The 24,613-nt window shown below is 55.3% G+C and carries 23 protein-coding genes; 7 read left to right on the top strand and 16 right to left on the bottom strand.

Features of this window, described 5'->3' with window-relative positions; all coding sequences use genetic code 11:
- Window positions 1–14 precede the first annotated feature (14 nt).
- The 11 genes from actP to QTL95_RS16605 all read right to left on the bottom strand — a co-directional run bounded on the left by actP (window position 15) and on the right by QTL95_RS16605 (window position 10,849).
- The gene (actP, locus tag QTL95_RS16655; RefSeq protein WP_289721046.1) at window positions 15–1,661 is read right to left on the bottom strand and encodes a cation/acetate symporter ActP; all 1,647 of its coding nucleotides are present in this window, start codon (window positions 1,659–1,661) and stop codon (window positions 15–17) included.
- Window positions 1,658–1,987, bottom strand: coding sequence for a DUF485 domain-containing protein (locus tag QTL95_RS16650; RefSeq protein WP_289721045.1), 330 nt, complete (start codon window positions 1,985–1,987; stop codon window positions 1,658–1,660). Before QTL95_RS16650 ends, actP begins: the two co-directional genes overlap by 4 nt.
- A 45-nt stretch (window positions 1,988–2,032) precedes the next feature.
- A complete protein-coding gene (locus QTL95_RS16645; protein ID WP_289721044.1) occupies window positions 2,033–2,443 on the bottom strand; it encodes a hypothetical protein in 411 nt (136 codons plus the stop codon).
- A 16-nt stretch (window positions 2,444–2,459) separates the two neighbouring features.
- Window positions 2,460–3,686 (bottom strand): FAD binding domain-containing protein, encoded by a 1,227-nt coding sequence (locus QTL95_RS16640; RefSeq protein ID WP_289721043.1) that lies wholly within the window; start codon window positions 3,684–3,686, stop codon window positions 2,460–2,462.
- A 66-nt stretch (window positions 3,687–3,752) separates the two neighbouring features.
- Entirely contained in the window at window positions 3,753–4,475 is a 723-nt protein-coding gene (locus QTL95_RS16635) for an ABC transporter ATP-binding protein (RefSeq protein WP_289721042.1), read from the bottom strand.
- Window positions 4,468–5,202, bottom strand: a complete 735-nt coding sequence (locus QTL95_RS16630; protein ID WP_289721041.1) for an ABC transporter ATP-binding protein — start codon at window positions 5,200–5,202, stop codon at window positions 4,468–4,470. Before QTL95_RS16630 ends, QTL95_RS16635 begins: the two co-directional genes overlap by 8 nt.
- Window positions 5,199–6,173 (bottom strand): branched-chain amino acid ABC transporter permease, encoded by a 975-nt coding sequence (locus QTL95_RS16625; RefSeq protein ID WP_289721040.1) that lies wholly within the window; start codon window positions 6,171–6,173, stop codon window positions 5,199–5,201. The genes QTL95_RS16630 and QTL95_RS16625 overlap by 4 nt, the downstream gene beginning before the upstream one ends.
- Window positions 6,170–7,021 (bottom strand): branched-chain amino acid ABC transporter permease, encoded by an 852-nt coding sequence (locus QTL95_RS16620; protein WP_289721039.1) that lies wholly within the window; start codon window positions 7,019–7,021, stop codon window positions 6,170–6,172. The genes QTL95_RS16625 and QTL95_RS16620 overlap by 4 nt, the downstream gene beginning before the upstream one ends.
- 31 nt (window positions 7,022–7,052) lie before the next feature.
- Entirely contained in the window at window positions 7,053–8,588 is a 1,536-nt protein-coding gene (locus QTL95_RS16615; protein WP_289721038.1) for an aldehyde dehydrogenase, read from the bottom strand.
- Window positions 8,581–9,585, bottom strand: a complete 1,005-nt coding sequence (locus QTL95_RS16610) for an amidohydrolase family protein (protein ID WP_289721037.1) — start codon at window positions 9,583–9,585, stop codon at window positions 8,581–8,583. The genes QTL95_RS16615 and QTL95_RS16610 overlap by 8 nt, the downstream gene beginning before the upstream one ends.
- 31 nt (window positions 9,586–9,616) lie before the next feature.
- Window positions 9,617–10,849 (bottom strand): ABC transporter substrate-binding protein, encoded by a 1,233-nt coding sequence (locus QTL95_RS16605; RefSeq protein ID WP_289721036.1) that lies wholly within the window; start codon window positions 10,847–10,849, stop codon window positions 9,617–9,619.
- Between the two features lie 168 nt (window positions 10,850–11,017).
- Between QTL95_RS16605 and QTL95_RS16600 the strand changes: the two genes are divergently transcribed.
- Genes QTL95_RS16600 through QTL95_RS16585 form a run of 4 tightly spaced genes read left to right on the top strand, consistent with a single transcriptional unit; the run spans window position 11,018 to window position 15,789 of the window.
- A complete protein-coding gene (locus QTL95_RS16600) occupies window positions 11,018–11,647 on the top strand; it encodes a TetR/AcrR family transcriptional regulator (RefSeq protein WP_289721035.1) in 630 nt (209 codons plus the stop codon).
- 18 nt (window positions 11,648–11,665) lie between these two features.
- Entirely contained in the window at window positions 11,666–13,048 is a 1,383-nt protein-coding gene (locus QTL95_RS16595; protein WP_289721034.1) for a c-type cytochrome, read from the top strand.
- Window positions 13,049–13,051: 3 nt separating this feature from the next.
- Complete coding sequence (locus QTL95_RS16590) at window positions 13,052–13,534, top strand: (2Fe-2S)-binding protein (RefSeq protein WP_289721033.1); 483 nt, start codon at window positions 13,052–13,054, stop codon at window positions 13,532–13,534.
- On the top strand, window positions 13,534–15,789 hold the full coding sequence (locus tag QTL95_RS16585) for a molybdopterin cofactor-binding domain-containing protein (protein WP_289721032.1): 2,256 nt from the start codon (window positions 13,534–13,536) through the stop codon (window positions 15,787–15,789). Before QTL95_RS16590 ends, QTL95_RS16585 begins: the two co-directional genes overlap by 1 nt.
- On the opposite strand, the gene QTL95_RS16580 is transcribed toward QTL95_RS16585, so the two are convergent.
- Window positions 15,779–16,672, bottom strand: a complete 894-nt coding sequence (locus QTL95_RS16580; RefSeq protein WP_289721031.1) for a LysR family transcriptional regulator — start codon at window positions 16,670–16,672, stop codon at window positions 15,779–15,781. The genes QTL95_RS16585 and QTL95_RS16580 overlap by 11 nt on opposite strands.
- Window positions 16,673–16,775: 103 nt before the next feature.
- Here QTL95_RS16580 and QTL95_RS16575 point away from each other — a divergent pair, with 103 nt between their 5' ends.
- The gene (locus QTL95_RS16575; RefSeq protein ID WP_289721030.1) at window positions 16,776–17,969 is read left to right on the top strand and encodes an MFS transporter; all 1,194 of its coding nucleotides are present in this window, start codon (window positions 16,776–16,778) and stop codon (window positions 17,967–17,969) included.
- Window positions 17,970–17,979: 10 nt separating this feature from the next.
- Entirely contained in the window at window positions 17,980–19,092 is a 1,113-nt protein-coding gene (locus QTL95_RS16570; RefSeq protein ID WP_289721029.1) for an FAD binding domain-containing protein, read from the top strand.
- A gap of 8 nt (window positions 19,093–19,100) precedes the next feature.
- On the opposite strand, the gene QTL95_RS16565 is transcribed toward QTL95_RS16570, so the two are convergent.
- Together QTL95_RS16565 and QTL95_RS16560 are read right to left on the bottom strand one after the other, a co-directional pair.
- Window positions 19,101–20,579, bottom strand: a complete 1,479-nt coding sequence (locus QTL95_RS16565) for a mechanosensitive ion channel family protein (RefSeq protein ID WP_289721028.1) — start codon at window positions 20,577–20,579, stop codon at window positions 19,101–19,103.
- Between the two features lie 211 nt (window positions 20,580–20,790).
- Complete coding sequence (locus QTL95_RS16560; protein WP_289721027.1) at window positions 20,791–21,900, bottom strand: alkene reductase; 1,110 nt, start codon at window positions 21,898–21,900, stop codon at window positions 20,791–20,793.
- 137 nt (window positions 21,901–22,037) lie between these two features.
- Here QTL95_RS16560 and QTL95_RS16555 point away from each other — a divergent pair, with 137 nt between their 5' ends.
- Window positions 22,038–22,949, top strand: coding sequence for a LysR family transcriptional regulator (locus tag QTL95_RS16555; protein WP_289721026.1), 912 nt, complete (start codon window positions 22,038–22,040; stop codon window positions 22,947–22,949).
- Window positions 22,950–22,983: 34 nt separating this feature from the next.
- Here QTL95_RS16555 and QTL95_RS16550 read toward each other — a convergent pair whose 3' ends face one another.
- Both QTL95_RS16550 and QTL95_RS16545 read right to left on the bottom strand, forming a co-directional pair.
- A complete protein-coding gene (locus QTL95_RS16550) occupies window positions 22,984–23,196 on the bottom strand; it encodes a hypothetical protein (protein ID WP_289721025.1) in 213 nt (70 codons plus the stop codon).
- Between the two features lie 10 nt (window positions 23,197–23,206).
- Window positions 23,207–24,613: methyl-accepting chemotaxis protein (locus QTL95_RS16545; RefSeq protein WP_289721024.1), on the bottom strand; the 1,407-nt coding region annotated here is incomplete at its 5' end.

Raw genomic sequence — 24,613 nt, 5'->3', positions numbered from 1 at the left:
CTTGTCCAGGCCTCTCAGGTAGCTAGTCCGGTATTTGCCTTGATGTGCTGAGCTGTGAACAAGCTTCTGTCGCGTTCGGCCCGCTCACTCTTGTCGTATACAGAGACGAGAACGGTGACGAAGAAGGCAAGGGGGACAGAGAAGAGTGCGGGATTGTCGTACGGAAAAATAGCTGAGCCCAATCCAAGGGTATTTGTCCACACCGCTGGGCTCAGCAATACGAGACCAAGCGCCGCTAAAAGGCCGCAAAGTGCGCCGCAAACCGCTCCCCTGGTCGTCAAACCTCTCCACTTCACAGACAAAATTATTACTGGAAAATTTGCGGAGGCGGCAATCGCGAAAACCAATCCTACCAGAAAGGCAATGTTCTGATTTTCGAATAGGATGCCGAGCAGGATTGCGAGCAGGCTAAGTCCTGCCGCAGCCATCTTCGACACTCTAACCTCCGAATGTTCGGAGGCTGAGCCTCCCTTGAATGCGCGAGCATAGAGATCGTGTCCTGCAGCGGATGCCCCAGCTATCGTAAGGCCGGACACAACTGCCAGAATGGTTGCGAAGGCCACTGCAGAAATGAAGCCTAGCAGGATAGATCCACCCAGCTTTGTAGCCAAATGGAGAGCAATCATGTTTGCGCCGCCAATGATTGCGCCCGCTCCGTCAACAAATGCGGGGTCACCGGTGACAAGCGCGATCGCGCCAAATCCCAGAACAAAAAGCAGTGAATAGAAGACGGTTATGAATGCTGTCGCCACGACCACCGAAACCCGGGCCTGCTTCGCGTCCGAAACCGTAAAGAACCGCATCAAAATATGGGGCAGACCCGCTGTCCCAAAGATCAAGGCCACTCCAAGGGAGATCGCTGAGATCGGATCCTTCACCAGCCCTCCGGGAGCCATGATAGCGGCTCCTTTGGGGTGAACGGCAATCGCGGCGGCGAATAGCTGGTTCAAGCTAAAACCGAAATGTCCCATTATCAGCAGGGACATTATCACCGTGCCTGTCAGCAGGAGCACAGCTTTTGTGATCTGAACCCAAGTCGTCGCAAGCATGCCGCCGAAAGTGACATAGAGCATCATCAGGATCCCGACGAGCACTACGGCGAGCCAGTAGGGCAGGCCAAACAGAAGCTCGATCAACTTACCAGCTCCAACCATCTGCGCGATGAGATAAAAAATAACGATGACGAGCGTGTTCACGCCAGCGATCGTTCGCACTGGCCCTTCCTTTAGCCTGTAGGCAGCTAGATCAGCGAAGGTATACTTCCCAAGGTTTCGAAGAGGTTCGGCAACCAGAAACAGGATCATTGGGAACCCTACAAGGAAGCCGATCGCGTAGATCATACCGTCATAGCCTGCTCCGAAGACGAGCGCCGTCACCCCCAGGAAAGTAGCGGCTGAGGTATAGTCGCCAGCAATTGCCAAGCCGTTCTGAAATCCGCTTAAGCCGCCCCCGGCCGCGTAGAAGTCGCTTGCTGTTTTGGTGCCGCGTCGCGCGGCCCATACCGTTACCGCAAGGCTGGCGACAACAAAGAGCAGGAACATGCCGATGGCCAATGGGTTGACCGGTTGTTTCGCGACCGGACCACTTATCGCATCGGCGTATGCGGCGGTCTTCAGACTAAAGAGCGTCAGAGCGCTCGAAACAAGGAGGCGACCGATCATCGTGACGCCTTTCGGATTGCTTCGACCAGCGGGTCAAGACGACGAGACGCGTAGATGACATAAACTACGGTCAGCGCAAGGGCCAGGCTCATGATCCCCACGCCTGCGACGACGCCGAAGGAGACCACAGCCCCATTGTAAATCGGAAGGCCAAGTTCAGCCGGAGCGAAGGCGACAGTGAAGATGAATGTGAAGTACACGGCGGCCATACTGATCGCAAGCACGGCGCCGAGGCAGTTGCGCTCGTGACTGAGGCGAACGAATGTCTGCATCTTTGCGATCTCAAGCACGTCGTAGGGGCCTTCTGACTTGTGCGTCTTATCCATGATTATCCTCCCAGGCTTGATCTAAAGGCGATCTCATAAGTCACGTTACGTCAACTGCAGCGCAGCGTTTGCGCTTTCCTTGAACTCGACCGTTGTGAAGGTGAGGTCGGTGTCACCAATATTCTCCAGATCATGCGTCATGAATTCGCCGGAACCGAACGTATGGTGCTGAGTATCGCCTGGGGAATAGGCAACTTCTACTGTCCGACCGTCTGCGTACTGCGATCGAGCCTTTCCTCCGGTTACCGCCGTCCAGAAATAATCCAACACATGAGTGTGGAACCCGATCCGCTCGTTCGGTTTCAAGGTGAGGGACCAAACGCGAACTCGATCTGTCTCGGAGACAAGGCGACTTCCAACCGCTCCGTTCCCTTTATGGAGTTCAAACTCCGCTCTGTGGTCAGCACTTAAATTGCTGGGAGCGTCGGGCCAGCTATCGATCACCGTCTTGGTCATTTGTTCAACTCCTCAGTTACGCCGCTATGCCAGCCGAAGTGGCTGTCTCGTTCATGATCGCTTGTGGATGGCGGTGCTTCTCCGCCATTTGCTTTTCTTCATCTGTCAGGATTTGTGCCTGCATATAGGCGCCCAGGTGCCGCGCTCGCCGGATTACGGCGGCCCCATACGCGAAACGGCTGGCTTCGAAAGCCGCTAAGGCGACAGGAATTTCATCATGGGCATCAAGCGCCTGAGCCAATGCGAGCGCGTCTCCGGCGGCTTTCGTCACTCCCATCCCAACGTGAGGTCTGGCGACAAAGGCTGCATCGCCCAGTAGGGCGACATTCGGAGCCACCACCATTCGAGGTGTCTCAAGGTCCTGAATCGCCTGGATGAAAGGCTGCTTTGTCTTTTCCACCACTTCGGCAAACTGAGGAGAAAGTAGTTCTCTAGCGGCATGCCGCATCGCGTCGATCACGAGAGGTCGTATCTTATGCGGAGGGATCGAAAGAGCGTGCTCTACGCCATCGATGTCTGTGAGGATCTCGCGGAGATCACAATCGTGCGCGGCCGGTCTGTACCAAACGAAGTTAAAACGCCTGCTACCGATTGCGGTTGATTCATCAAGACCCGCAACTGGGTAGCCCAGCATCTGCTCGCCCTTGGGCAATGAGAAGGAAAAGTGACCGCAAAGCGCATTTCTCGTGTCCTGCGAGAGAGATGCTTCGTCAACCAGTCCTCGCCATGCGATGTAACCAACATAGTTTGGCGTCGCCTCTGGCAGAAACTGTGCGCGAACAGTTGAAAAGATACCATCGGCACCTATTAATAGGTCGCCCTCAATAACTGAACCGTCTTCAAAATGCGCTTTTGCAGTTGCTCCATCTTGGCTGACTTTGACGAGGTTTGTGCCATAGTGATAGCAGTCCTCCGGTAGCGTCTCCTTGAGACGAGCATAGAGCATACCCCAAGAAGTCAGGACTTGGGGATATGACTGTTCGGCGACGATGCTACCGTCCTGGCCAAACACCCGCCGACCCTCGACGCTCACGCCCACCTTAGCGGTGCCGCTGTCGATGCCGCAAAGATCTAGCACGTCAAAAAGCTCCGGGTGGGTTACAATTCCCGCACCCCGTCCAGCCAGCTCTGAAGTGATGCGTTCGAAAACGTCCACTTTCCAACCTCGCCTCACTAGAAGCTGCGCAGCGAATAGTCCGCCCATCGAACCGCCGATGATGAGAGCGCGTCTTTGTCCTGCCATTGCTATTTCCTCGAGTTTAGACGCGTTCTGGTGCATCTGCACGCGCGTCCTAGTGAATCCTATGGCCTAGTGAACGCCCAGGTGGCGCTCCAAGGCCGCTTGGTCGCGGGTGATCTCGGCCGCGGTACCTTGCAGCACAATCTCGCCGGTGCTGATTACAGCGACCTCGTCGGCTAGGTTGAGAGCAAACGATGTGTGCTGCTCAACGAGAATGATGGTCATACCGGTCGCCTTCAGCCTCGTGATGATCTTCCCGACCTCACTCACAATCTGAGGCGCCAGACCTTCAGTAGGTTCGTCCAGTAAGAGAACTCTCGGCGCGGTCATCAACGCGCGGCCGATTGCGAGCATTTGCTGTTCTCCACCCGAGAGGAGACCGGCAGAGTGGTTTCGACGTTCGCCCAAGCGCGGGAAAAGCCCGTAAATGCTCTCGGTGTCCCACCTCGTTCGATCTCCATCCACGGTTTTGCTGGCGGCGACCGTCAGGTTCTCCGTGACCGTCAAACTCCGGAAGATTCGACGGCCTTGAGGAACGAGTGCCACGCCCGCTCGACAGATGGCCTCGGGCACTAAGGTTCCTATCCGTGAGCCGAATGTCGAGATTGAACCAGATTTTGGAGTGATCAGACCTGCAATCGTATTCATACAGGTCGTCTTCCCAGCACCGTTCCGGCCGAGCAGTGCTAAGACTTGGCCCTGACCGACGCCGAACGATACATCCTGTAGAATATGGCTGTCGCCGTAGTACGCGTTCACCAAGTGAAGTGACAAAGCTTGACCTTCAGGCAAGGTACGCCTCCTTTGTCCTTGGGTCGTTGATCACGGCATCTCGCTCACCTTCCACGACCTGAATGCCGTTCTGCAGCAACGAAATTCGTTCGGCGAAATCTAGTGCCACATCCATGTCATGCTCGATCATGATGCATGTTAAAGTACGCGGGAGGCTCACTAGCAGCTGGTGAACTGTCTTTCGCTCTTCACGAGACAGCCCCGCTAGGGGTTCATCGAGAAGGAGCACTTGCGGTGCTTGGGCCAGAGCCATTGCTATCTCCAACCGCCGCCGTTCACCGTAGGAGCATTCTGCGACGCGTTTACCCGCTATATGGGCAAGCATGACACGGTCTAAAATCTCCATGGCTCCTGATCTTAGTTCTGCATCGCTCTCGAGGAACCCGAACGGGCGCCAGCGTTTGCGGCTTCTGCCAAGCATTGCGAGCAGGACATTCTTGAGCACGGTGTCGCCACCAAACAGGGTCAGAATCTGGAAGGTACGACCAATTCCACGCCTTGCCCGCTTGTGCGTAGACAACGAAGATATGTCGTCGCCCTGCAGGAGAATTGCCCCGGCACTAGGGGATAGGTCTCCAGCAATCAAATTAAACAGCGTCGTCTTTCCGGCGCCATTTGGGCCAAGGATCAAGCGGCGCTCGCCGGAGCGAACTGAAAAGCTCACATTCCGAACGATGTGCAAGCCTCCGAAGCTCTTGCTCAAGTTTGATATCTCGAGTGCGGTCATGACCGTGCCTTTCCAAGTTCGGAAGTGTCTGGCTCAAGCATGGACGCGCTGAATTTGCTTCGAAGTGCTCTAATGGCGCGTGCAATGCCTGGTACAATTCCGTCTGGCAAAGCCATGACGATGATGATGAAGATCAGCCCGAGTAGCGTCACCCATCGATCAGTGTATGCACTAGCGATGTTCTTGAGCAGGACGACCACACCCGCGCCAACGACTGGTCCTGCCAAGGTCCCTATTCCACCCGAAATCACCATCAATACGGCCTCAGACGAGACGGTTAGCGAAAGAGCGTGTGGGCTTATGAACTGAAAGATTTGGAGATAGAGGACGCCGGAAATGGCAGCGATCGCACCCGAAATCATGAAAGTGATGAATCGGATTGTCCTAGTGTTGTATCCAAGCGTGCTCATACGACGGGATTGATCGCGGACACCTTTGATTGACGCTCCAAGGGGTGAGGTCATCAGCAGGGCCAGCATCGATAGACAAACCGCCAGCGTTGCCAGGCACACGTAGTAAACCACGGTCGGCGAAGACGAGAACATCGCCTCCCGCGGGATGTTGATTCCGTTGTCACCATTCGTCAGGTCAGTGTAGCGGAAAGCTACGCCCCACACGATCTGGCCGAGCGCGAGCGTGATCATCAGGAAGCTGATACCTGCAGTTCTCAGCGCAATAACGCCAAGCAGCGCAGAGAAAATCAAGCCTACGCAAATCGCTGCAGCGGCTGCAACGTAGGGTCCAAACCCATAAGTCGTGACGAGTACCGCGTACGTGTAGGCGCTGATGCCCAGCAGACCGGCATGTCCCAGGGATACCATCCCCCCGTAGCCTGCCAAGACATTCACACTCGTTGCAAAGAGGGCATAGAGTGTGACTTGAGTTGCGATCCCCAAGTAGAAGTCGCTTGGGAGGATCACGGGTGCGGCAATCGATGCCAATGTTATCAACGCAATGCCTAACTTGCTCATGTTGTAAGTCTCCCGAGAATGCCTTGGGGCCGGACAGCCAAGACGAAGACCATCGGTAGGAACAGAATCACGTAGGCCAAGTCAGGGGCGAGGATCTGGCCGAATGTGTAGATCAGGCCAATAAGAACGCTACCGAGCAATGCTCCGACAAGACTACCGATGCCGCCAAGGATCACCACGAGCAGCGCAAGCGGGAGCATCTCCGTATCAAGGCCGGGATAAACCGACATTATCGGAGCCGCCAATGCTCCACCAAGGCCAGCAAGCGCCGACCCCAATCCAAAGACAAGTGCGAACAGCCTGGATACCGGAATACCCGTTGCCTGAGCCATCATTCGGTCGTCAACTGCCGCACGGATCTTGGCTCCAAGTGTTGTGCGTTCTACCAAAAGCCAGAGTAGAACGGCGATCGCGAAAGCAATCCCGATTGTGAATAGGCGATACGCGGGGAAGGCAAAGTGGCCGACACGTATTGCGCCTTGCAACGTCGACGGAGCAGCCAGAGAGATCGGATCGCCGGACCAAAGGAGGAGGCATTGATCTGCTATCACGAACGATAGCCCTAGTGTGGCTAGTACCTGTGCCAGTTCACGGCCCTGCAAGCGTCTAACAATTATTTGCTCAACGGCGACCCCTAAGGCGCCACATGCGAGAGCTGCCGCCAGTACCGAAATTCCAAAGCCACCAGCAATAGTTGAGGTAGCGACGTAGCCCCCGAGCATGAAGAATGCACCGTGAGTGAGATTGGCGACCCTCATCAAACCAAAGATCAGCGAAAAGCCTGATGCGAGGAGAAACAGGATCGCTCCGAAGGCGAGGCTGTTACATATTCCGGCTATCCAGAACATCTGAACGTCCTTTACAAAAAATGCGACCTGGCTAGTTCAGCCGAACATTGCGGGCTGACATGTCGAACCAATCAAAGGGTTGATCCCCAACGTTGACCATCGTGGCCTTGACGTCGAAATAGGCGTCAAATGATTCCTGGCCGAATTCTCGGCCGGTTCCCGAAAGCTTGAAGCCGCCCCAAGGCGAAGCCGCATCCACTCGGTGATGGTCGTTAACCCAGACGATCCCCGCCTCTATGCGCTCGGCAACACGGTGTGCCCGCGCTACGTCCCGGGTTCGAATGGCGGCGGCAAGTCCGTAGGGACTGTCATTCGCAATAGCAATCGCGTGTTCTTCGGTGTCGAATGGGATTACCACAGTGAACGGCCCGAAGACCTCCTCCTGCGCGATGCGCATAGCTGGAGTTACATCAGCGAAGACCGTTGGCTGAACAAAAAATCCCTGATCACTCGGCAAGTCTGTAGGGACCGCGCCTCCAGCCACCAACCGGGCGCCTTCGGCGTTACCAATCCGGACATATTCCAGCACCCTCGAACGTTGACGCTCGGATATGACCGGTCCCATTTGGGTCGCCGGATCAAATGGATCGCCAACTTTGATTGCCTTAGCTTTCTCGGCAAGCTTGTCGACGAACTCACGGTAGATCGCCCGTTGCACGATGTGCCTGGCAGCGCAAACGCACGTTTGCCCAGCGCCAACAAATGCACCAAAAGCCGCGTAGTTGACTGCTTGATCGACATTGAAATCATCGAACACTACAACCGGGGTCTTTCCTCCCAGCTCAAGCGTTTGCCGCGCGAAATTGGATGCCGCCGCTGCGCCAGCCAATCGGCCAGCCTCAGTGCCCCCTGTCAGAACAAGCTTCCGGATCATTTGGTGGTTTGTGAGGGCTTTGCCGGTTGTCGCGCCATCACCTGTTACGACGTTGAAAGCCCCTGGCGGAAGCCCGGCTTCAATGAACAACTCCGCAAGCCGCAGCGTCGTAAGTGGAGTATATTCGGATGGCTTGACGACTGTGGTGCAGCCGGAGGCGAGAGCAGGTGCGATGTTGCGCGAAGCGATAAGGAGGGGGTGATTGAACGGTGTGACATTGGCCACGACGCCAACGGGTACGCGTTTAGTGTAAGTGAGATAGTCCCCTTCGACCGGAATCACTGAATCCCGCCGTGCGAGCGCCAGGCCAGCGTTGTACCTGAAAAGATCTGGAATTCGGGATAGCTGTGCCCGCGTCTCTCTTACCGGGCGACCGTTGTTCAGTGTCTCCAGTTCAAAAAGTTCGTCAAGGTTATTCTCCAGGACGTCCGCGAGCTTGTTCACAAGCCGAGCGCGTGTCCTCACACTCATGCCTGCCCAGTCCTTGGCAAGGAACGCTTTGTGTGAGCTTCGCACCGCTAGATCGACGTCGTCGATAGAGCATAGGGTCACGCTCCCAATCAACTTGCCGGTTCCGGGCGATCTTATTTCCATGGAACGACTGTCGGCGGAGGGACGATGTTCACCATCCACAAAGAGGCCTCTAGCCGAATGGGCGTGGCCGGTTGCTACTGTGCGAAGGTTGTCAGACATCTGCAGTCACTCCTCTGGGAGTTCCGATGAGGGAGAGGGCATTGAGACTAGATATTTTCGACATGTCGGCTTCGCTAAGACCGCTGTCCTTCAGCGTGCGCATCGGGTCGATATCCGCCATGTCGTAAGGGATGTCCGTGCCGAGCAGTACGTGATCCGCTCCGACAACTGATACTAAGTATCTCAGGGCCTGTGGGTCATGAGTGATAGTGTCGAAATAGAACTTTTTGAATAGATCCTTTACCGGAAGTCGCGTCGTTTGAGCCTCTGGCCGGACTAGGTTGCCATGCACGAGTCGTCCGATCTGATAGGGCGCAAAGCCTCCGGCATGAGAGAGGCATATCTTGAGATTTGGAATCTCTTCCATCACGCCACCAAAGATCAGGTGGGCCGCCATCACGGTGGTGTCCAGAGGATTGCCGATCAGATTTGTGAGATAGAACGGTTCCAGTCCTTGCTTCGATCCGAAGTAGTAGGGATGCGTCAGGATGAACACTTCGAGTTCCGCGGCGCGTTTCAGCAGCGGGCGAAAGCGCGGATCAGCTAGCTGAACGCCGTCGATATGGGTGCCGATCATGACTGCCCGAATGCCAAGGGTATATACAAGAAACTCCAGCTCAGCGACTGAAGCTTCAGGGGACTGCATGGGCAGGGTCCCCATCCCAATGAGGCGACTGGGGCAACTATCTACGAATTCGGCGATTGAGATATTTAGAGCGCGTACGAATCGCGCGTTGGCATCAGAGTCCGCACGATAGAAAAACAATGTCGGAGAGGGCGAGATGACTGCAGTGTCAATTCTCCACTCGTCCATCGCGGCCAGCTTTTGTGCCGGTGTTAGGAACTCATCGAATAGCGGGTATGCAAAACCTTCTTTGTGGGAAACCTTGATTCCCGAGACGGTGTGATCGACCCTCACGCCAAAGGTCTCTCGATCTTCGTTCAGGCGGTCGATAATTGCCTGCGGAATGACATGGTTATGCGCGTCGATAATCATTCGACGTCTCCAATCTGCTAGGGTCGGTTAATCAGATTTTCGCGGGGTCGTTTCGCGAGTAGACCGGGCTGGCAAGAAATTGCTCTGGACTGTAATTCCAGAATTGCGAGACCTTGTCGTAGGTACGGACTACCGAATTTACTAAGCGCCCGTCTTTTCGCTCAACCTTGCGAATGTAGATGTTTTGAACGGGGTTTCCGTATTGATCGAGCTTCCACGGGCCTCGCGGGTCATTTGAAATTTCGACCTTCTTCAGCGCATCCATGAAGGCTTGCTTATCTTCTATGTTCCCGCCCGTAGACTTCAGCGCAGCTTCCAAGGCTAGGCCAGCGGAATAGGCTCCGACGGAATAGAAACCGGGGTCTACGCCAGTAATTGCTCGAAGCTGATCAACGAATGCCTTATTCTCGGCCGTCGGCAACGCTGCCGAGTACCAACCAGCTGAGATTATGCCGAGCGCTTCGTCGCCCATGCTCTTCAGCACACCCTCATCTACTGTCGTCATCGCGGAGATAACCGGGATCTGATCTTTCATCCCGTAGTCATTGAATTGCTTGAGGAAGCGGAGGCCGTTGGCACCCGCGAATGCCGCAAAGACCGCGTCCGCTCCGCTCATTTGCGAAATGTATGTGCCGTAGTCTGCGGTCGTGAGTGGAGCCCAGAGTTTGCTGGACACAGTGCCGCCATTCGCTTCGAAGACGCGCTGGAAACCTGCAGTTTGTTCCTGACCAAACGCGAAATCGTCTGCAATCGTGATTACCGACTTATAACCGAGTTCTCGGGCCGCATATTCGCCAAGCGGGTGGCAAGGCTGCGCAGATGAAGAGGATGTTCGAACGAACCAGGGGTTCAGTTTGCGCTGGGTAAGGTCCTCCGCAGCCGCTGACGAGCAGAGCAGCGGTACTTTGGCTTCGGCCAAATAATCATTAATGGCAAGTGCCTCAAAAGCAGCTACAGGACCAACGATAAGGTCGACGTTCGCTCTCTCAACCAGTTCCTGCGCCCGCGTCTTAGCGAGTGCTGGCTGCCCGCTCGTATCAGCGACCGTTAGTTCAACCTGCAGCCCTGCGACGCTACCACCGCGTTCTTTCAAGAAGAGGGCAAACCCATCTTCCATCTGCTTGCCCCCGGATGCGAGTGCTCCGGACTTGCAGCTTAGTATCCCTACGCGAAGGGTTTTGTTCTGGGCTCTCCCTATTGAGGGGAGCTGGGTTACCGCTGCTGATAAAGCTGCGCTCGCCAGAAATTTGCGCCTGCTAAACATGAAATCTCCTCCCAGACCTCTTATTTATCATGCGATAAACATACGGAAGCAATTTATGCCGTCAAGTGCCAATTTTAAGCAAAATATGCCGCTTCTGGCGGCATACCTATTTACCGCAATGATATCACTTGATAAATAAGCTTAGTTTTTTTGATGGCGGTACCGGCGATGAACATAAAGCAGACGGCCAAACGCTTGTCCCCCGCGCAGCGAGAGGCGGAGATCGTGCGAGGTGCGGTCGGTTTCTTTGCTGAGTTTGGATTCGAGGGGCAAACTCGCGAGCTGGCTGCGCGGTTAGGGATAACCCAGCCGCTTCTCTATAGATACTTTCCGACCAAGGATGCATTGGTGGAGCGCGTTTATGAAGAAGTCTTCCTGCGAAGGTGGAATCCGTTTTGGGAAGAACTGATCGTTGACAGAACCAAACCATTGGGGGCGCGACTTGGAGAGTTTTACCGTGACTACTCTCGCGTCATCCTAACCTATGAGTGGGTCCGCCTGTTTATGTTCGCGGGTCTGAAAGGTTTGGACTTCAATACACGATACCTCGAGCTGCTCCGTCAAAGAGTGTTCCGTCTGATTATCTCGGAATTAAGACGGGAGTTTAATTCGCCTCCCATCGACGAAAAGCCGGTAACCGCAATGGAGGTCGAGGCCATCTGGGGCCTGCACGCGGCGATCTTCTATCTTGGCGTTCGCAAGTTCATCTATCAAATGCCGGTCGACGAGATCGACGAGGTCGTTGAAATGGAATTGCGAGTGTTCATTTCAGGCGTAACTGCCGTACTGGAAAAGTAAGGCTGCACAAACTGCATTTTGCAATTCGATCATCCAAACACCGTTCTTCTCACCAAGAGAAGGCGTGGGTTTTGCGCGAAAAATGACAAACTTTATCAACTGGGTCGCGAAATGAAGCTGACAAGGAAATTTGTGACTATTACTCTGGGCGGCGCCTTGTTAGCGGCCGTAACCGTTGGCTCATTCGCCATCTGGTACGTCTATGAGCCCGAAATTGAAAAGATAGCTCGGCCAGACAGAAATAGTTTTGACCCCGCAATCGTGAGGCGGGGCGAGCAGTTGGCGACTGTGGGCGATTGCATAGTCTGTCATACGTCAGAAAATGGTGTGCCGTTTGCAGGTGCCCGACCGCTTCCTACACCATTCGGCACCTTGTATTCGAATAACATCACTCCTGATGAAGCGACTGGCATAGGTAATTGGTCGGAAGAGGCTTTCTCGCGAGCAATGAAGCGGGGTGTGGCTCGGGACGGAAGTCACCTCTATCCCGCCCTTCCGTATGAGCATTTTACTCATGTGTCCAAAGACGACCTGCACGCGCTCTATGCATTTCTGATGACCAGGCAGCCTGTGTCTCAATTAGCACCGGAAAACAATCTCCTACCAGGTCTCGGCTTTCGACCCCTGCTGGCTGGATGGAAGATGCTCTTCCTCCACGAGTCGGAGTTTGAAGCCGTTGCGGGGCAATCAGATGAATGGAACCGAGGTCGATATCTTGTCGATGGCCTTGCTCACTGCGGAGGCTGTCACACACCTCGCAATCTGGCGGGTGGGGAAGAACGCGGCAATGAGTTCGCTGGAGGCGTCGCGGAAGGTTGGAACGCTCCCCCTCTGAACTCCTCCAATCCATCGGCCAAATCCTGGACGACTCAATCGCTTTATAACTATCTGAAGACCGGCTTTGACCGGGGTCATGGCGCGGCAGCTGGCCCCATGGGTCCAGTGGCCGAGGGCCTGTCGAACCTCAATGACCCAGATGTGAGGTCGATTGCGGTTTATGTATCGTCGATCATGGGCGTCGACAAAAGCAAGCGAGCTGACGCTCCTGAACTGATCGATAACGCTCGTGCGGCTGCGGATCGGCATCCAGAAGGTGCGATGCTATTTCAGGGAGCGTGCGCAGGCTGTCATGAGCCCGGTTCGGCGATGAGCCAGCAAGGACGTCCAGCCCTTTCTGATTTGACCACGCTCAAGATGGACGATCCGACCAATGCGGCGGCCGCTCTTCTGCAAGGCGTGGCGGCACCTCCAGGCAAAAGTTCTTTCATGCCGTCCTTCGCCCAGAACATGACAGACAAACAGTTGGCCGACCTTTTGGCCTACGTCCGCACGAGATTTTCTAACCAACCCGACTGGAAGAATGTCGAAAAGTCAGTGGCTTCGGCCAGATCCGAGGAATAGTCGATGAACTCGAGCCTGAACATCAATGGAAGCCAGAAGTCAGTCGATGTCGACCCGAGCACACCTCTGCTTTACGTCCTCAGAGACGAGCTTGAGTTGAACGGAGCCAAATACGGCTGCGGCCTTGGGCAATGCGGTGCTTGTACCGTCATAGTAGACGGTCAGGCAGTATTCTCCTGCCTGACACCCGTGCGTGCGGTCGCCGGTCGAGCAATTCTCACAATTGAGGGATTGGGGACTGCGGACAGCCCCAATGCTGTCCAACGCGCGTTCCAAGAGGAGCAGGCGGCCCAATGTGGGTATTGCATTGCTGGTATGATAATGAGGGCCCAGTCGTTGCTGGACAAGAACCCGTCCCCCTCAGACGAAGATATTCGCGTTCACATGCAACCCAACCTTTGCCGTTGTGGAACACACGCTCGGATTCTCCGCGCGGTCAGACGGGCAAGTGATGAACTCGGCGCCGTTGCAAAGGCAGGTAAATAATGACCGTTCAACAAGTCGCGCTCTCTCGTCGCTCCTTTCTCGCCTCTGCGGGTATCGCGGTAGCTTTTTCCCTGACTAGACCCGCAATAGCCCAGCTCGCAGGTGGCGGCGAGGGTGGAGCAGGTCCAGCTGTTGTTGCACCGGAACTACTGGGAAGTCTGAAGTCGTGGCCCTTTCTTGATGCCTGGATTCAGATCGATGCAACCGGTCATGCGACCGTCTTCACGGGAAAGGCGGAGTTGGGGCAGGGGATCAAGACGGCTCTGCTGCAGGTGGCGGCAGAGGAACTAGATCTGAAACCGTCGCAAGTGACCATGGTTACAGTGGATACTGAGCGGACACCGGACGAGGGCCTGACCGCGGGTAGCCATTCGATGCAGGACAGCGGCACGGCCGTCCGCAACGCCGCCGCAAACGTTCGTATGTTGCTTGTCCAGAATGCCGCCGCTAAACTGAGCGTCCCTGCCGATAGTCTGGAAACGTTGGGCGATGGTAACATCAAATCCCCTGACGGCAGGGTCATCAGCTATGGCGAAATCGCCGGAACGACGTCTCTCCATGTTAAGGCAGTTCCAAACGCACCTTTGCGATTGACCAAAGACTTCCGGACGATGGGAGTGAACCTTCCGCGATTGGACATACCTGCCAAGACCACGGGCGGACAAGCATTCATACATGACATGCGACTCCCCAATATGCTTCACGCCCGCGTCATCCGCGGACCTAGCGAAGGAACGCGCCTGAAATTGCCTCCACGGGCAGAAATCGAAGCTATGCCCGGTTTGGTCAAGTTCGTGGAGAAGGGCTCGTTCCACGCTGTACTTGCTGAAAAGGAATGGGATGCAATTCGTTTAATGCGGAAGCTACAGGCATCGCCGTTCGAACTCGCGAGGTCCAAGTTCCCTACCGGCACTGTGCAGGAAACTCTGAAGGCTCTCCCCGCGAGGGACATCGTCATTCTCGACGTCCATAAGCCCACGCCCGATCCAGTTAAGATCGTGTCCTCCAAATATTCACGACCGTGGATCAGTCATGGCTCAATCGGGCCATCGTGTGCTTTGGCACTCTTGGACGGCGATCTTCTCACCATCTGGACACATAGCCAGGGGACGTTCGACGTCAGACGCGTAGCAGCAGATCTCCTGAGCTATCCAATAGAGAAAATCCGAGCAATTCACGTTGAGGGCTCAGGTTGCTACGGCCAAAACGGGGCCGACGATGTCGCAGCCGAAGCCGCACTCATAGCAATGTCCGTTCCTGGTCGCCCTGTTCGATTGCAGTGGATGCGTGAACAAGAGTTCGGTTGGGAACCGCTTGGTCCCGGCATGATAACTGAGGTCGAGGCTGGGCTCGACAATAATAACCGGATTGTCTCGTGGAAGTATGAAGTCTGGAGCAATCCGCACAACAATCGCCCTGTAAACGCCGGTGGAGTCTTAGTTGGCAGTGAAGTAGTTCCGCCATTCCCCGTGCCAGAGGGTAAACCCATCCCGATGCCTGAGGGGGATGGCAGCCGCAATTCCAACCCCCTTTATGATCTGCCGAACATGGACGTCCTCTATCATTTCATTAAGGACATGCCCATCCGAGTGTCAGCGCTTCGGTCATTGGGAGCACACCTCAATGTGTTTTCAATTGAGAGCATGTTTGATGAGCTGGCACACGTCGCTGGGGTCGACCCCTTAGACATGAGACTGAACCACATGGCCGATGAGCGGGCTCGGAGGGTAATGTTGACGGCTTCCAAGGCGTTCGGTTGGCAAGGGCGCCGAAAGCAGGGACCGCTTCATGGGTTTGGTATGGCCTTTGCTCGATACAAGAATATTGGCGCGTATTGTGCTGTCTGCCTTGAGGTCAAGGTCAATCAAGATACCGGCCGCATCAGCGTTCTCCGCGCTCAGGCAGCAGTTGATTGCGGCGAGCCTGTCAGTCCAAACGGCATCCAAAACCAAGTTGAGGGTGCGATAATCCAATCTTTGAGTTGGTGCACACGGGAAGCAGTTCAGAACACCGAAACATTGCGAACTAGCTTTGACTGGAGCGAATATCCAATCCTGCGATTCCTCGATATTCCTGAAAAGGTTGACGTCGAAGTGGAGCAGCAGCCGGGCCAACCTTTCCTGGGTGTCGCCGAGTGCGGCCAGGGACCTACATCGGCTGCGTTGGCGAACGCGCTCGCGGATGCGACAGGAATAAGGTTTCGTGACATGCCCATGACCCCCTCGAAGGTTCGAGCTGCAATCGTCACTCTATGACTGGAGGCTTAAACTGCAATGCCTTGCGCAACGCCGAGACAAACACGCGAACCTTAGGAAGCACATTTCGGGTGGTCGGGTAGACCGCCCAAATTCCGATCTCCTCGGGTGCTGCTTCTGCTAGAGCCACCCGTTGCAGTCTTCCTGAGAGTAGGTCATCGGCGACCGCCCACTCTGACAGGAGTGCGATCCCGGCTCCAGCGATGCACACGGCTTGGCAGCCTGCGATGCTGCTGGACGAAAATCGCGAGGTGATACGGAAGTGCGTCTCAGAACCCAGCGAATTAAACGTCCAATGCGTGACGCCAGTCATTGGGAGGCAGCTGTGATGAGAGAGATCGCTGATAGAGCGTGGGATCCCATAGCGATGGAGATAGTCGGGAGAGGCGACCAATACTCGCGGATTGCTCGCCAGTTTATGAGCAATCAGACTGCTGTCCTTCAAGCGAGCGATACGAATGGCAAGGTCAATGCCGGACGCCGTCAGATCTGGAAGTCGGTCGCTCATATCAAGGGAGATCTGAAGCTCGGGATTCTCCTCAAGAAGCAATGGAATTACAGGCGTGACAATCTTAAGCCCAAAAGCGATGGGAACCGAAACGCGCAGGAGGCCAGCAGCTCCCATCGTATCAGTTCTAACCTGAGCACGGCCTTGCTGCTCGTTCTCAACGATCGCCTGAGCATATGGAAGAAATGCCTCTCCTTCAGGAGTTAGCGATAGCGAGCGTGTTGTTCGATTGAGTAGCCGGACGCCAAGGTTGCTCTCCAACGCAGACAATCGCCGTGTTGCAGCCATGGGTATCAAACCAAGGCGCCTTCCAGCTTCGGAGATACTCCCGGAGGCTACGGCCCCAACAAAGACAGCCAGATCACTAGTATTCATTATAACGGATTTCGATAAATGGGCTGATCATTATCCAAGACTAAAACATGAGGCGATGCAAAGCTACATGTATTCCAATCTTGTAGCTTGAAAGGCTAAGGAAATGTCATCCTCATCAACACACACCGGCCTGAGCAGAGTTGCCCTCCTGGCAATGGCCGTCGCGAGCGGCGTCGCGGTCGCCAATATCTACTACAATCAACCAATGCTCGGCATTATCGAAGCCGACTTCCCAGGTCAATCGGCAACCGGGCTGGTTCCCACTGCGACCCAGCTTGGCTATGCGGTTGGCCTATTCCTACTGTTGCCGCTTGGCGACTTGGTTCATCGTCGGAAACTGATTATCGGACAATTTGTGATCCTAGCGGCAGCGTTGTCGCTGGCCGCGATATCCTCATCCGCCTGGATGCTCGTTGCCAGCTCTCTCGTTGTCGGGGCTAGCTCGACCGTTGCTCAACAGATTGTCCCACTTGCCGCGTCACTGGCTCCGGCGGAAAAGCGGGGGGCGACGATCGGCACGGTAATGGCTGGCGTACTCTCGGGCATCCTCTTCAGTAGAACACTGTCGGGGTTCGTTGGTGAGCATGCTGGCTGGCGAGAGATGTTCTGGATTGGTGTACCGATGGCGTTGGCTGCAGCGGCGATGATGTTCGCCACACTACCCGCCCATGCTCCAACCTCTCGGATGCGGTATCATAATGCTATCAAATCTCTTGGTGATTTGTGGAGGCATCATCCCGCGCTGCGAACAGCAACTCTAGTTCAGGCATCTTTGTTCGCTTCCTTCACGGCATTCTGGACGATACTTGCCCTGTATCTGCAGGGCCCGAACTTTGGCCTTGGAGCTGACATTGCAGGGCTCTTCGGTATCGTGGGTGCTGTGGGAGTCTTCGCGGCCCCAGTGGCGGGACGCATCGCCGACAAGCGCGGTCCACACTTCGTAGTCTGGCTTGGTGCTGCACTGACAGTCGTCGCCTGGCTTATCTTCGGAGCGTGGGCATCCATCATCGCCTTGGTGATCGGTGTGATCGTTCTGGACTTCGGCATTCAGAGCGCGTTGGTTTCCAATCAGCACATCATCTACGCACTCAATCCCGATGCCCGGAGCCGTCTGAATACGATCTTCATGACTGGTATGTTCCTTGGGGGAGCTGCTGGTTCTGCGATCGCCTCTCTTGCTTGGCAGAACGGATCCTGGCTTGGAGTAACGCTGGTGGGAGGTATCCTGCCGCTCATTGCTCTCGCACTCAAGGCGGTCGGACGGAACTCGAAGTCGAACCTAAGTCACGCGGAATAGGAGATCGAAGATGAGACCGTTGAAGATTGGAGTTGTCGGGGGATCGCTTGCGGGTTTGTTCTCCGCCATACTCCTTCAGAATGACGGCCACCATGTTCGAGTTTACGAGCGCTCTGCCCATGGCCTTGCCGGGCGGGGCGCGGGACTCGTTGGCCAAGGCGACCTCTTCCGGGTGTTGCGGGCTATCGGATGCGAACACGTTGCCAGGGTCGGGGTAGTCGCCAGAGAGCGAATATACTTTGCGGCAAACGGAGAGATCGCCGAACGGCTACCTACTCCTCAGACCCAGATTTCCTGGGATTATCTCTTTTCGACGGTGGCATCGAAGCTTGCTACCGACGCATACGTCATCGGCCGCGCAATCATCAACGTCAAGCAGGCGACGACCGGAGCCGTAGTCACGTTTGACACGGGTGCCCAGGAAGAGTTTGACCTTGTTATAGGCGCCGATGGCATCTCGTCAGTTGTCAGAGCGTCCGTCAACGCCGAACCCGAGAACCAGTTCGCTGGCTACGTTGCATGGCGTGGACTGATCCCGGAAAGCGACTTACCGGCGGAGGCTTCTATTCTTCTTGATCGGTTCGCATTCTATGTGACGAAGGGTATTCATGCCTTGGGTTATCTCGTGCCTGGTCCAAAGGGTGAAATGAACGTTGGCGACCGCCGCTACAACTGGGTTTGGTATCGACCAGTTTCCCCGCGATACCGCGCTGAAACCTTCACTGGGAAGAGTGGCAAACTCTACGACTACTCTCTTCCAAGGGGCGACCTTTTGCCCATGCGACGCGGAGCCCTTGTGGAGGACGCAATGGTATTGCTCCCGAAGCCCTTTGCGCTGGCTATTGAGGCTGAGCCAGCTCCCTTCATCCAAGGTATCTTCGACTATCAAGCCCGAAACATGGTGTCGCAAAACATTGCCCTAGTGGGCGACTCTGCCTTTATTGTACGCCCACACACAGCGATGGGGGTTGCAAAGGCTGCGGGAGATGCGATGGCGTTAAGGGCAGCAATCTCTTCCCACGCCACTCTCCAGAACGCGCTCCGCGAGTATGAACAACTGCGATTACCCGTCGGAAACGAGATTGCTGCGTATGGTCAAGCACTTGGCGCCCGCGCGTTGTAGGCGAGAGATCACAGTTGAAAGAGGTGGCGTATGCGATGCGCGATTGTCAGGGGACGGCGCATAGATGGCGTCGCGACACCATACTCAGCTTCGGCATCTAGTCTTGCGGCCAAAGTCGCTCCTAAATCGTCTGCAAGATCTGGCCGCGCGTGCAAAATTTTCGAGAGATCCTCGGAGGTGATTTCCAACACGGAAACTTGTGACAACGCTCGAATGAAGCCGGGCTCTTCGGCTCCCATTAGCAGGCCACGCTCACCGAAAAAATCGCCTGGCGACAAGCGGTTAAGTTCGATCCTTGAGTTTCCCAGTTCCTTTTCGACGATCACGACGCCGCGAGTAACCACCATAAGAGCGCCGGACTTTTCACCCTGGTGAATGATCTCGGTTCCGCGAGCATAAGTCTTTCTTGTCACACCCTGGGTCAGCAGATTTAATTCGTTCTCCGTTAGGGCTGCGAATAGAGGCACATCTCTTATAGCGTCGTGTTGATCCGAAGGGTCTGCTGCCGCGCTGCCGATCGATGTGATGTTCAGCGGTACTCCCAGATTTGGAACGGAAGTCGCTAACGCCAATCCTTCTGCCTTCAGATGACGAAATATCAGATCCAGCATCTCGTTCTTCGCGGTTATGATCTGCCCAGCATCAGCGACTCTGAACGCCAGCTCCACGCCAATGGACTGACCGTCCATTTCACCCATCGTGACAAGAGGCGCCGGTTCTCGAAGCGTGTGCCGTCCGCCCAATAATATGGTGCTGAACACCTGCTGAATCTGTGTCGGCGACCGAGAGGTGATAACGCGAACTGTTAGTGTTACGCCGTGCGTCTCGTCCGGGCTACTCTGATTTACTAGCTGGCTCTTAGCTAGGGTGCTATTCGGAATCACGACCAAATCGTTAGTCCCATTGAGCAGATGTGTGGCTCGCCAGTTGGTCTCAACCACTCGCCCTTGCACGCCCGTATCCAGGATAATCCAGTCGCCGACAGAGTAGGGACGCCCCAGGTTCAAGGCGACACCTGAGAACACGTCCGAGAGAGTGCTTTGCAGAGCGAGGCCGAGGATGACAGCAATAACGCCAGACGTCGCGATCAACGTACCGACGGGGACATTGAAAACGTAGGCAACGATTGAAAGAGCTGCACCAGTGTAGATGAGGCCAGCGAGCAGGTCCTGCACAAGCCGCCCCTCTCGAGGTCTGCCTTCGAAAATCAGAAACAGGCGAACGGAGCTGACCAGCATCAGTGCTCCGCCGATCCACCACGTTGCTTTCGCGGCGCCGTAAAACAGCTTGACCCAAAGTCCACCTGGCGCTTGAGCTGTGGTCTGATAGGGCTCGATGCCGTGACTAACCAACACGGCAGTGAGTGCGGCAAAGAGGATCGTGTGTGAAGCGAAGATGAACGTCCTTCCACTTGCCAAAAGATGGACAGCGGCGAAGGCACTCGCCAACACAAGGAGCTGATAAGTAGGATTGAAAACGTATGTCATCGCGAGGCCCGGACGGAGAGCAGAACCGTACCAGGTGAAGCGAGTGCTGGCTTGGATGAAAGTCCGGAATTTGTAGTGCGTTGCGCTTCATGACGCCGCTCACAACAATAGGATTCGACAAGACCTATGGTCGGCGGTCAGGCGAAAGTATCCTGATCGCTAATGGTGGCGGTCGAGGCAAGTCGATCAACGCCACCATTTCGCGTTGCTATTAGATGGTTGGATAATCTGTGTAACCGCGAGCATCGCCGCCGAAAAAGGTCGTTTGATCGGGTTCGTTGAGGGGGTGACCATCTGCAAATCGCTTAGGAAGATCTGGGTTCGCAATAAATGGCCGACCAAACGCCACGATGTCCGCGCGTCCGCTTGCAATTGCATCTTTCGCCTTTTGGAGATCGTATCCCCCGGCAACGATCAACGTACCGGTGAACTTCTTACGGAGAAGTGCCATTATGCCATCCCATCTCGGATCTGTGTTCTCATCAAGGGATGTGCCAACCACGCTCGGCTCGACGAGGTGAAGATACGCCAGTTTCCTCTCATTGAGCTGTTCAGCAATATAGCCGAAGGTTTCTTCCGGTGCCTCGTCACCCATGCCCATGAAGCGACCCAACGGCGTGAGCCGTACGCCAACACGGCTTGGGCCGACTGCAGCGCAAATGGCGTCGGTCACCTCAAGCAGCAGCCGTGCGCGATTTTGCGAAGACCCACCGTATTGGTCGGTGCGATGGTTGCTCTCACTGTTGATGAACTGATCGAGAAGGTAGCCATTCCCAGCATGAATTTCGACACCGTCCATGCCCGCCGATATCGCATGTCTCGCCGCTGTAGCATAGTCATCGATGATCGGCCTTATGCCAGCCAGGTCAAGTTCTTGTGGAACGGGGATCTCCCCCCAATTGCCATTTCCAAGCTCGTCAACAATGAACGTCTTACCAGGAACGGGAAGGGCGCTTGGGGCGACCGGAAGCGCACCGTTCGGTTGGAAGCTAGGGTGGGAAACGCGCCCTACGTGCCAAAGCTGCATGAATATACGCCCTCCCTGATTGTGCACCGCCTCGGCGACGCGCTTCCAGCCGTCGATCTGTTCCGCAGAGTGAATTCCAGGAGTCCAGGCATACCCTTGGCCCTGCTGAGAAATCTGGGTCGCCTCAGTGATGATAAGCGCAGCGCTTGCACGCTGCTGGTAGTAGGTGACGTTCATAGCGCCCGGCACGTTCCCCGGCTGGGTGGCCCGCGATCGAGTGAGTGGTGCCATCGCAATGCGATGCGGAAAAGTGAGGCCCGCAACTTCGATCGGGCTAAACAGGTCAGTGGTCATCTTCGGTCCTATCCAGATGTCGAATGCGGCACGAGCCGCGGTACCTCGCAAATGGGGCCAATTCCGAAGAATGATAATCTGCCTCCTGCGCGAACCTCTGTTGCGCTCCGCGCAACGGTCAAAATGAGTTGAATTTTATGGATATGTTCAATGCGTTGACTGCATTTGTTGAAGTAGTCAATGAAGGAGCCTTTGCGCGAGCTGCACGCAAACTTGGTGTCGCGACATCATCGGTTACGCGTCAAGTCGACAGCTTGGAAGATCACTTGGCTGCGTTGTTGATCAACAGATCGACGCGCCGCTTGACGCTGACTGACATCGGCATTGAATACTACGACAGCGCGGTGCAGATCATTCAAGATCTTTCAGAGGCAAACTCCAACGTCATCGCGAACTCGGGTAAGCCCCGTGGGACGCTGAGGATTAACCTTCCTGTGGCGTTTGGTGAACTGCACATTGCGCCACGGTTGCCTGAGTTTCTTCGCCGGTACCCGGATATTGAGATAGATGTCACCCTCACGGACGAAATTGTTAATCTCACTGAGGACAGAGCGGATGTTGCGATTCGGCTTGGTCAGATTGAGACCACTAGCCTCATCGCACGACGTATTTGTTCAAATGAGAGAGTTCTATGCGCAACCCCAGAATATCTCAAAGAGCATGACACTCCCCGTGAACCGAGTGATCTAATGTCGCACAACTGCCTAACGTTTAACTACTCTCGTTCCAATCGCTTTTGGTCTTTCTATAAGGACGGGCGAGCAGAGAAGATGCGGGTCGGCGGCAATCTCAGAGCGAATAATTCGATGGCCCTAAGGGAGGCTGTCCTTAAACATGTCGGAGTTGCATTGCTGCCGATCTGGCTGGTTTATCCAGACATTTCTTCCGGTCAGATGGTCCGCTTGCTCGAAAGCTGGAGCGTTGCCCCAGGCTTACCAGGAGATGTGCACGCGGTGTACCTGCCGAGCCGTCGAGGCTCGGCTAAGGTACGAGCATTCATCGACTTTTTGATTGCGGAGTTTAATGGCGATGTCGAGTGGACTAACTGATAACCCACTCGTTTGTGAGAATGCGACAATTGCCCTAGCGATCAGCACCCACTGGCGCCAAGATCTCGTCCTTTAACAAGGCAATTCTCTCGCTCACTTCCTGGAAGATCGCTCGAGCGTCATTTATCCGGGAGATGAGGTGGCGCAGCTCCAATTCCTGTCGTGGAGTCAATGAAGCCTCGTCAACGAGAAGGGTGTGTAGCTGAGGCAAGACGTCGTCGCGCCCGCGAAAGGGGATGACTTTCATCTTATCCTCCTCAAAACTCTTGCCAGTTAGGCTGGTCTGCAGTGGCGAGCATCCCACCATGAATGGCCACGATCCGACGGCGGAGTTCATTTGCCGGAGAACTGGCGCTTGCATGGATTGCTGGATCGGCGACCCGAATGCTGTCTGAGTGAAGTCTGAATTGTGCAAGGAGCCGGTTCAGGCCCTCGACTTCACGAGCCAAGGTATGGCTAGCCGCGGTCGATTGCTCGACCATCGCTGCGTTCTGTTGTGTCCCTTGGTCCATCGAGTTGACAGCAATGTTGATCTCCTGAAGACCAGTGGATTGCTCCCGCGCTGCCTCAATGATAGCAGCGACATGTCGATTGATTGCCTGCACCTCGGCGACGATTGAGTGAAGGGCTTCGCCGGTGTCACCAACGAGCTTCACGCCGGTTTTCACCTGCTGTCCCGACGCATCAATGAGAACTTTGATTTCCTTTGCTGCCTGTGCAGATCTTTGCGCAAGCTCGCGGACTTCCTGCGCCACCACTGCAAACCCCTTCCCAGCTTCGCCAGCCCTTGCGGCTTCAACGCCCGCATTCAGTGCTAACAAATTGGTCTGAAAAGCGATCTCGTCGATGACGCCAATGATGTTGCCGATTTCCCCCGAGGATCGCTCAATCTTCTCCATTGCAGCAATGGCTTGCCTCACCACTTCCCCGGAGTGTTCGGCATTTCTCTTTGCGCCAGCAATCAACACGCCAGCTTCTTCAGCACGGTTCGTCGAGTCCTTAACCGCAGTTGTGATTTGTTCCAAAGCCGCTGCCGTCTCTTCGATAGAGGCTGCCTGCTGCTCGGTGCGCTTTGAAAGATCGTCAGCACCAGCCTGGATTTCGGAAGCCCCAGCTTCGATTACCTTCGCATTGGCGGCCACATTTCCAAGGGCATGCCTGAGTTTGCTCACCGAGTCATTGAAGTTCAGCCGAAGTGGATCAAGGCGGGCCGCAAACGGGGTTTCGAGCCGGTTTGCAAGATTCCCGTTAGCAAGATCTTCCAAGGCGGATGCCAGCGAACGTATGGCGAAATCCACTTCGTCGGCCTCACGAGCTTTCTGTGCTTCTCGTTCCCCCCTGTCGCGCTCGGCTTGAACACGGCTGTTCTGGGAATCTTCTTCCAACGCCTGCCGATCGATCGCATTCTGTTGGAACACTAGAACCGCAGAGGCCATTTGGCCCAACTCATCCTTTCTGCCAACTCCAAAGATAGGTGACTCGACGTCGTTCTCGGCAAGAGCAAGCATGCGTTCGCGAAGTTTGCTAATCGGGCCGGTGATGCCCTTAGAAGCCACCAATAGGGCACTGCTGTCCGGTTTAAATTGCGGCCCATTGGAATTCCATCTGGTTGCGGCTTTTGAGCTTGTTCGGCGGTGGTTTGAGAAGCTGGTCTGTGGCCCGTC

Origin of the sequence: Rhizobium sp. S152 (genome assembly GCF_030380735.1) — a bacterium.
GTDB lineage: Bacteria > Pseudomonadota > Alphaproteobacteria > Rhizobiales > Rhizobiaceae > Rhizobium.
The sequence above is the reverse complement of the archived record's forward strand: the minus strand, read 5'-3'. Positions and strand labels throughout refer to the sequence as shown.

What these genes read in the sequence shown, in the direction of transcription:
- QTL95_RS16590 (WP_289721033.1), top strand. Translation starts at nt 13,052, where the DNA reads ATGAACTCGAGCCTGAACATCAATGGAAGCCAGAAGTCAGTCGATGTC.
- QTL95_RS16630 (WP_289721041.1), bottom strand. Translation starts at nt 5,202, where the DNA reads ATGACCGCACTCGAGATATCAAACTTGAGCAAGAGCTTCGGAGGCTTG.
- QTL95_RS16560 (WP_289721027.1), bottom strand. Translation starts at nt 21,900, where the DNA reads ATGACCACTGACCTGTTTAGCCCGATCGAAGTTGCGGGCCTCACTTTT.
- QTL95_RS16625 (WP_289721040.1), bottom strand. Translation starts at nt 6,173, where the DNA reads ATGAGCAAGTTAGGCATTGCGTTGATAACATTGGCATCGATTGCCGCA.
- QTL95_RS16640 (WP_289721043.1), bottom strand. Translation starts at nt 3,686, where the DNA reads ATGGCAGGACAAAGACGCGCTCTCATCATCGGCGGTTCGATGGGCGGA.
- QTL95_RS16610 (WP_289721037.1), bottom strand. Translation starts at nt 9,585, where the DNA reads ATGATTATCGACGCGCATAACCATGTCATTCCGCAGGCAATTATCGAC.
- QTL95_RS16570 (WP_289721029.1), top strand. Translation starts at nt 17,980, where the DNA reads ATGAGACCGTTGAAGATTGGAGTTGTCGGGGGATCGCTTGCGGGTTTG.
- QTL95_RS16605 (WP_289721036.1), bottom strand. Translation starts at nt 10,849, where the DNA reads ATGTTTAGCAGGCGCAAATTTCTGGCGAGCGCAGCTTTATCAGCAGCG.
- QTL95_RS16555 (WP_289721026.1), top strand. Translation starts at nt 22,038, where the DNA reads ATGGATATGTTCAATGCGTTGACTGCATTTGTTGAAGTAGTCAATGAA.
- QTL95_RS16585 (WP_289721032.1), top strand. Translation starts at nt 13,534, where the DNA reads ATGACCGTTCAACAAGTCGCGCTCTCTCGTCGCTCCTTTCTCGCCTCT.
- QTL95_RS16565 (WP_289721028.1), bottom strand. Translation starts at nt 20,579, where the DNA reads ATGACATACGTTTTCAATCCTACTTATCAGCTCCTTGTGTTGGCGAGT.
- QTL95_RS16615 (WP_289721038.1), bottom strand. Translation starts at nt 8,588, where the DNA reads ATGTCTGACAACCTTCGCACAGTAGCAACCGGCCACGCCCATTCGGCT.
- QTL95_RS16580 (WP_289721031.1), bottom strand. Translation starts at nt 16,672, where the DNA reads ATGAATACTAGTGATCTGGCTGTCTTTGTTGGGGCCGTAGCCTCCGGG.
- QTL95_RS16620 (WP_289721039.1), bottom strand. Translation starts at nt 7,021, where the DNA reads ATGTTCTGGATAGCCGGAATATGTAACAGCCTCGCCTTCGGAGCGATC.
- actP (WP_289721046.1), bottom strand. Translation starts at nt 1,661, where the DNA reads ATGATCGGTCGCCTCCTTGTTTCGAGCGCTCTGACGCTCTTTAGTCTG.
- QTL95_RS16575 (WP_289721030.1), top strand. Translation starts at nt 16,776, where the DNA reads ATGTCATCCTCATCAACACACACCGGCCTGAGCAGAGTTGCCCTCCTG.
- QTL95_RS16550 (WP_289721025.1), bottom strand. Translation starts at nt 23,196, where the DNA reads ATGAAAGTCATCCCCTTTCGCGGGCGCGACGACGTCTTGCCTCAGCTA.
- QTL95_RS16645 (WP_289721044.1), bottom strand. Translation starts at nt 2,443, where the DNA reads ATGACCAAGACGGTGATCGATAGCTGGCCCGACGCTCCCAGCAATTTA.
- QTL95_RS16650 (WP_289721045.1), bottom strand. Translation starts at nt 1,987, where the DNA reads ATGGATAAGACGCACAAGTCAGAAGGCCCCTACGACGTGCTTGAGATC.
- QTL95_RS16600 (WP_289721035.1), top strand. Translation starts at nt 11,018, where the DNA reads ATGAACATAAAGCAGACGGCCAAACGCTTGTCCCCCGCGCAGCGAGAG.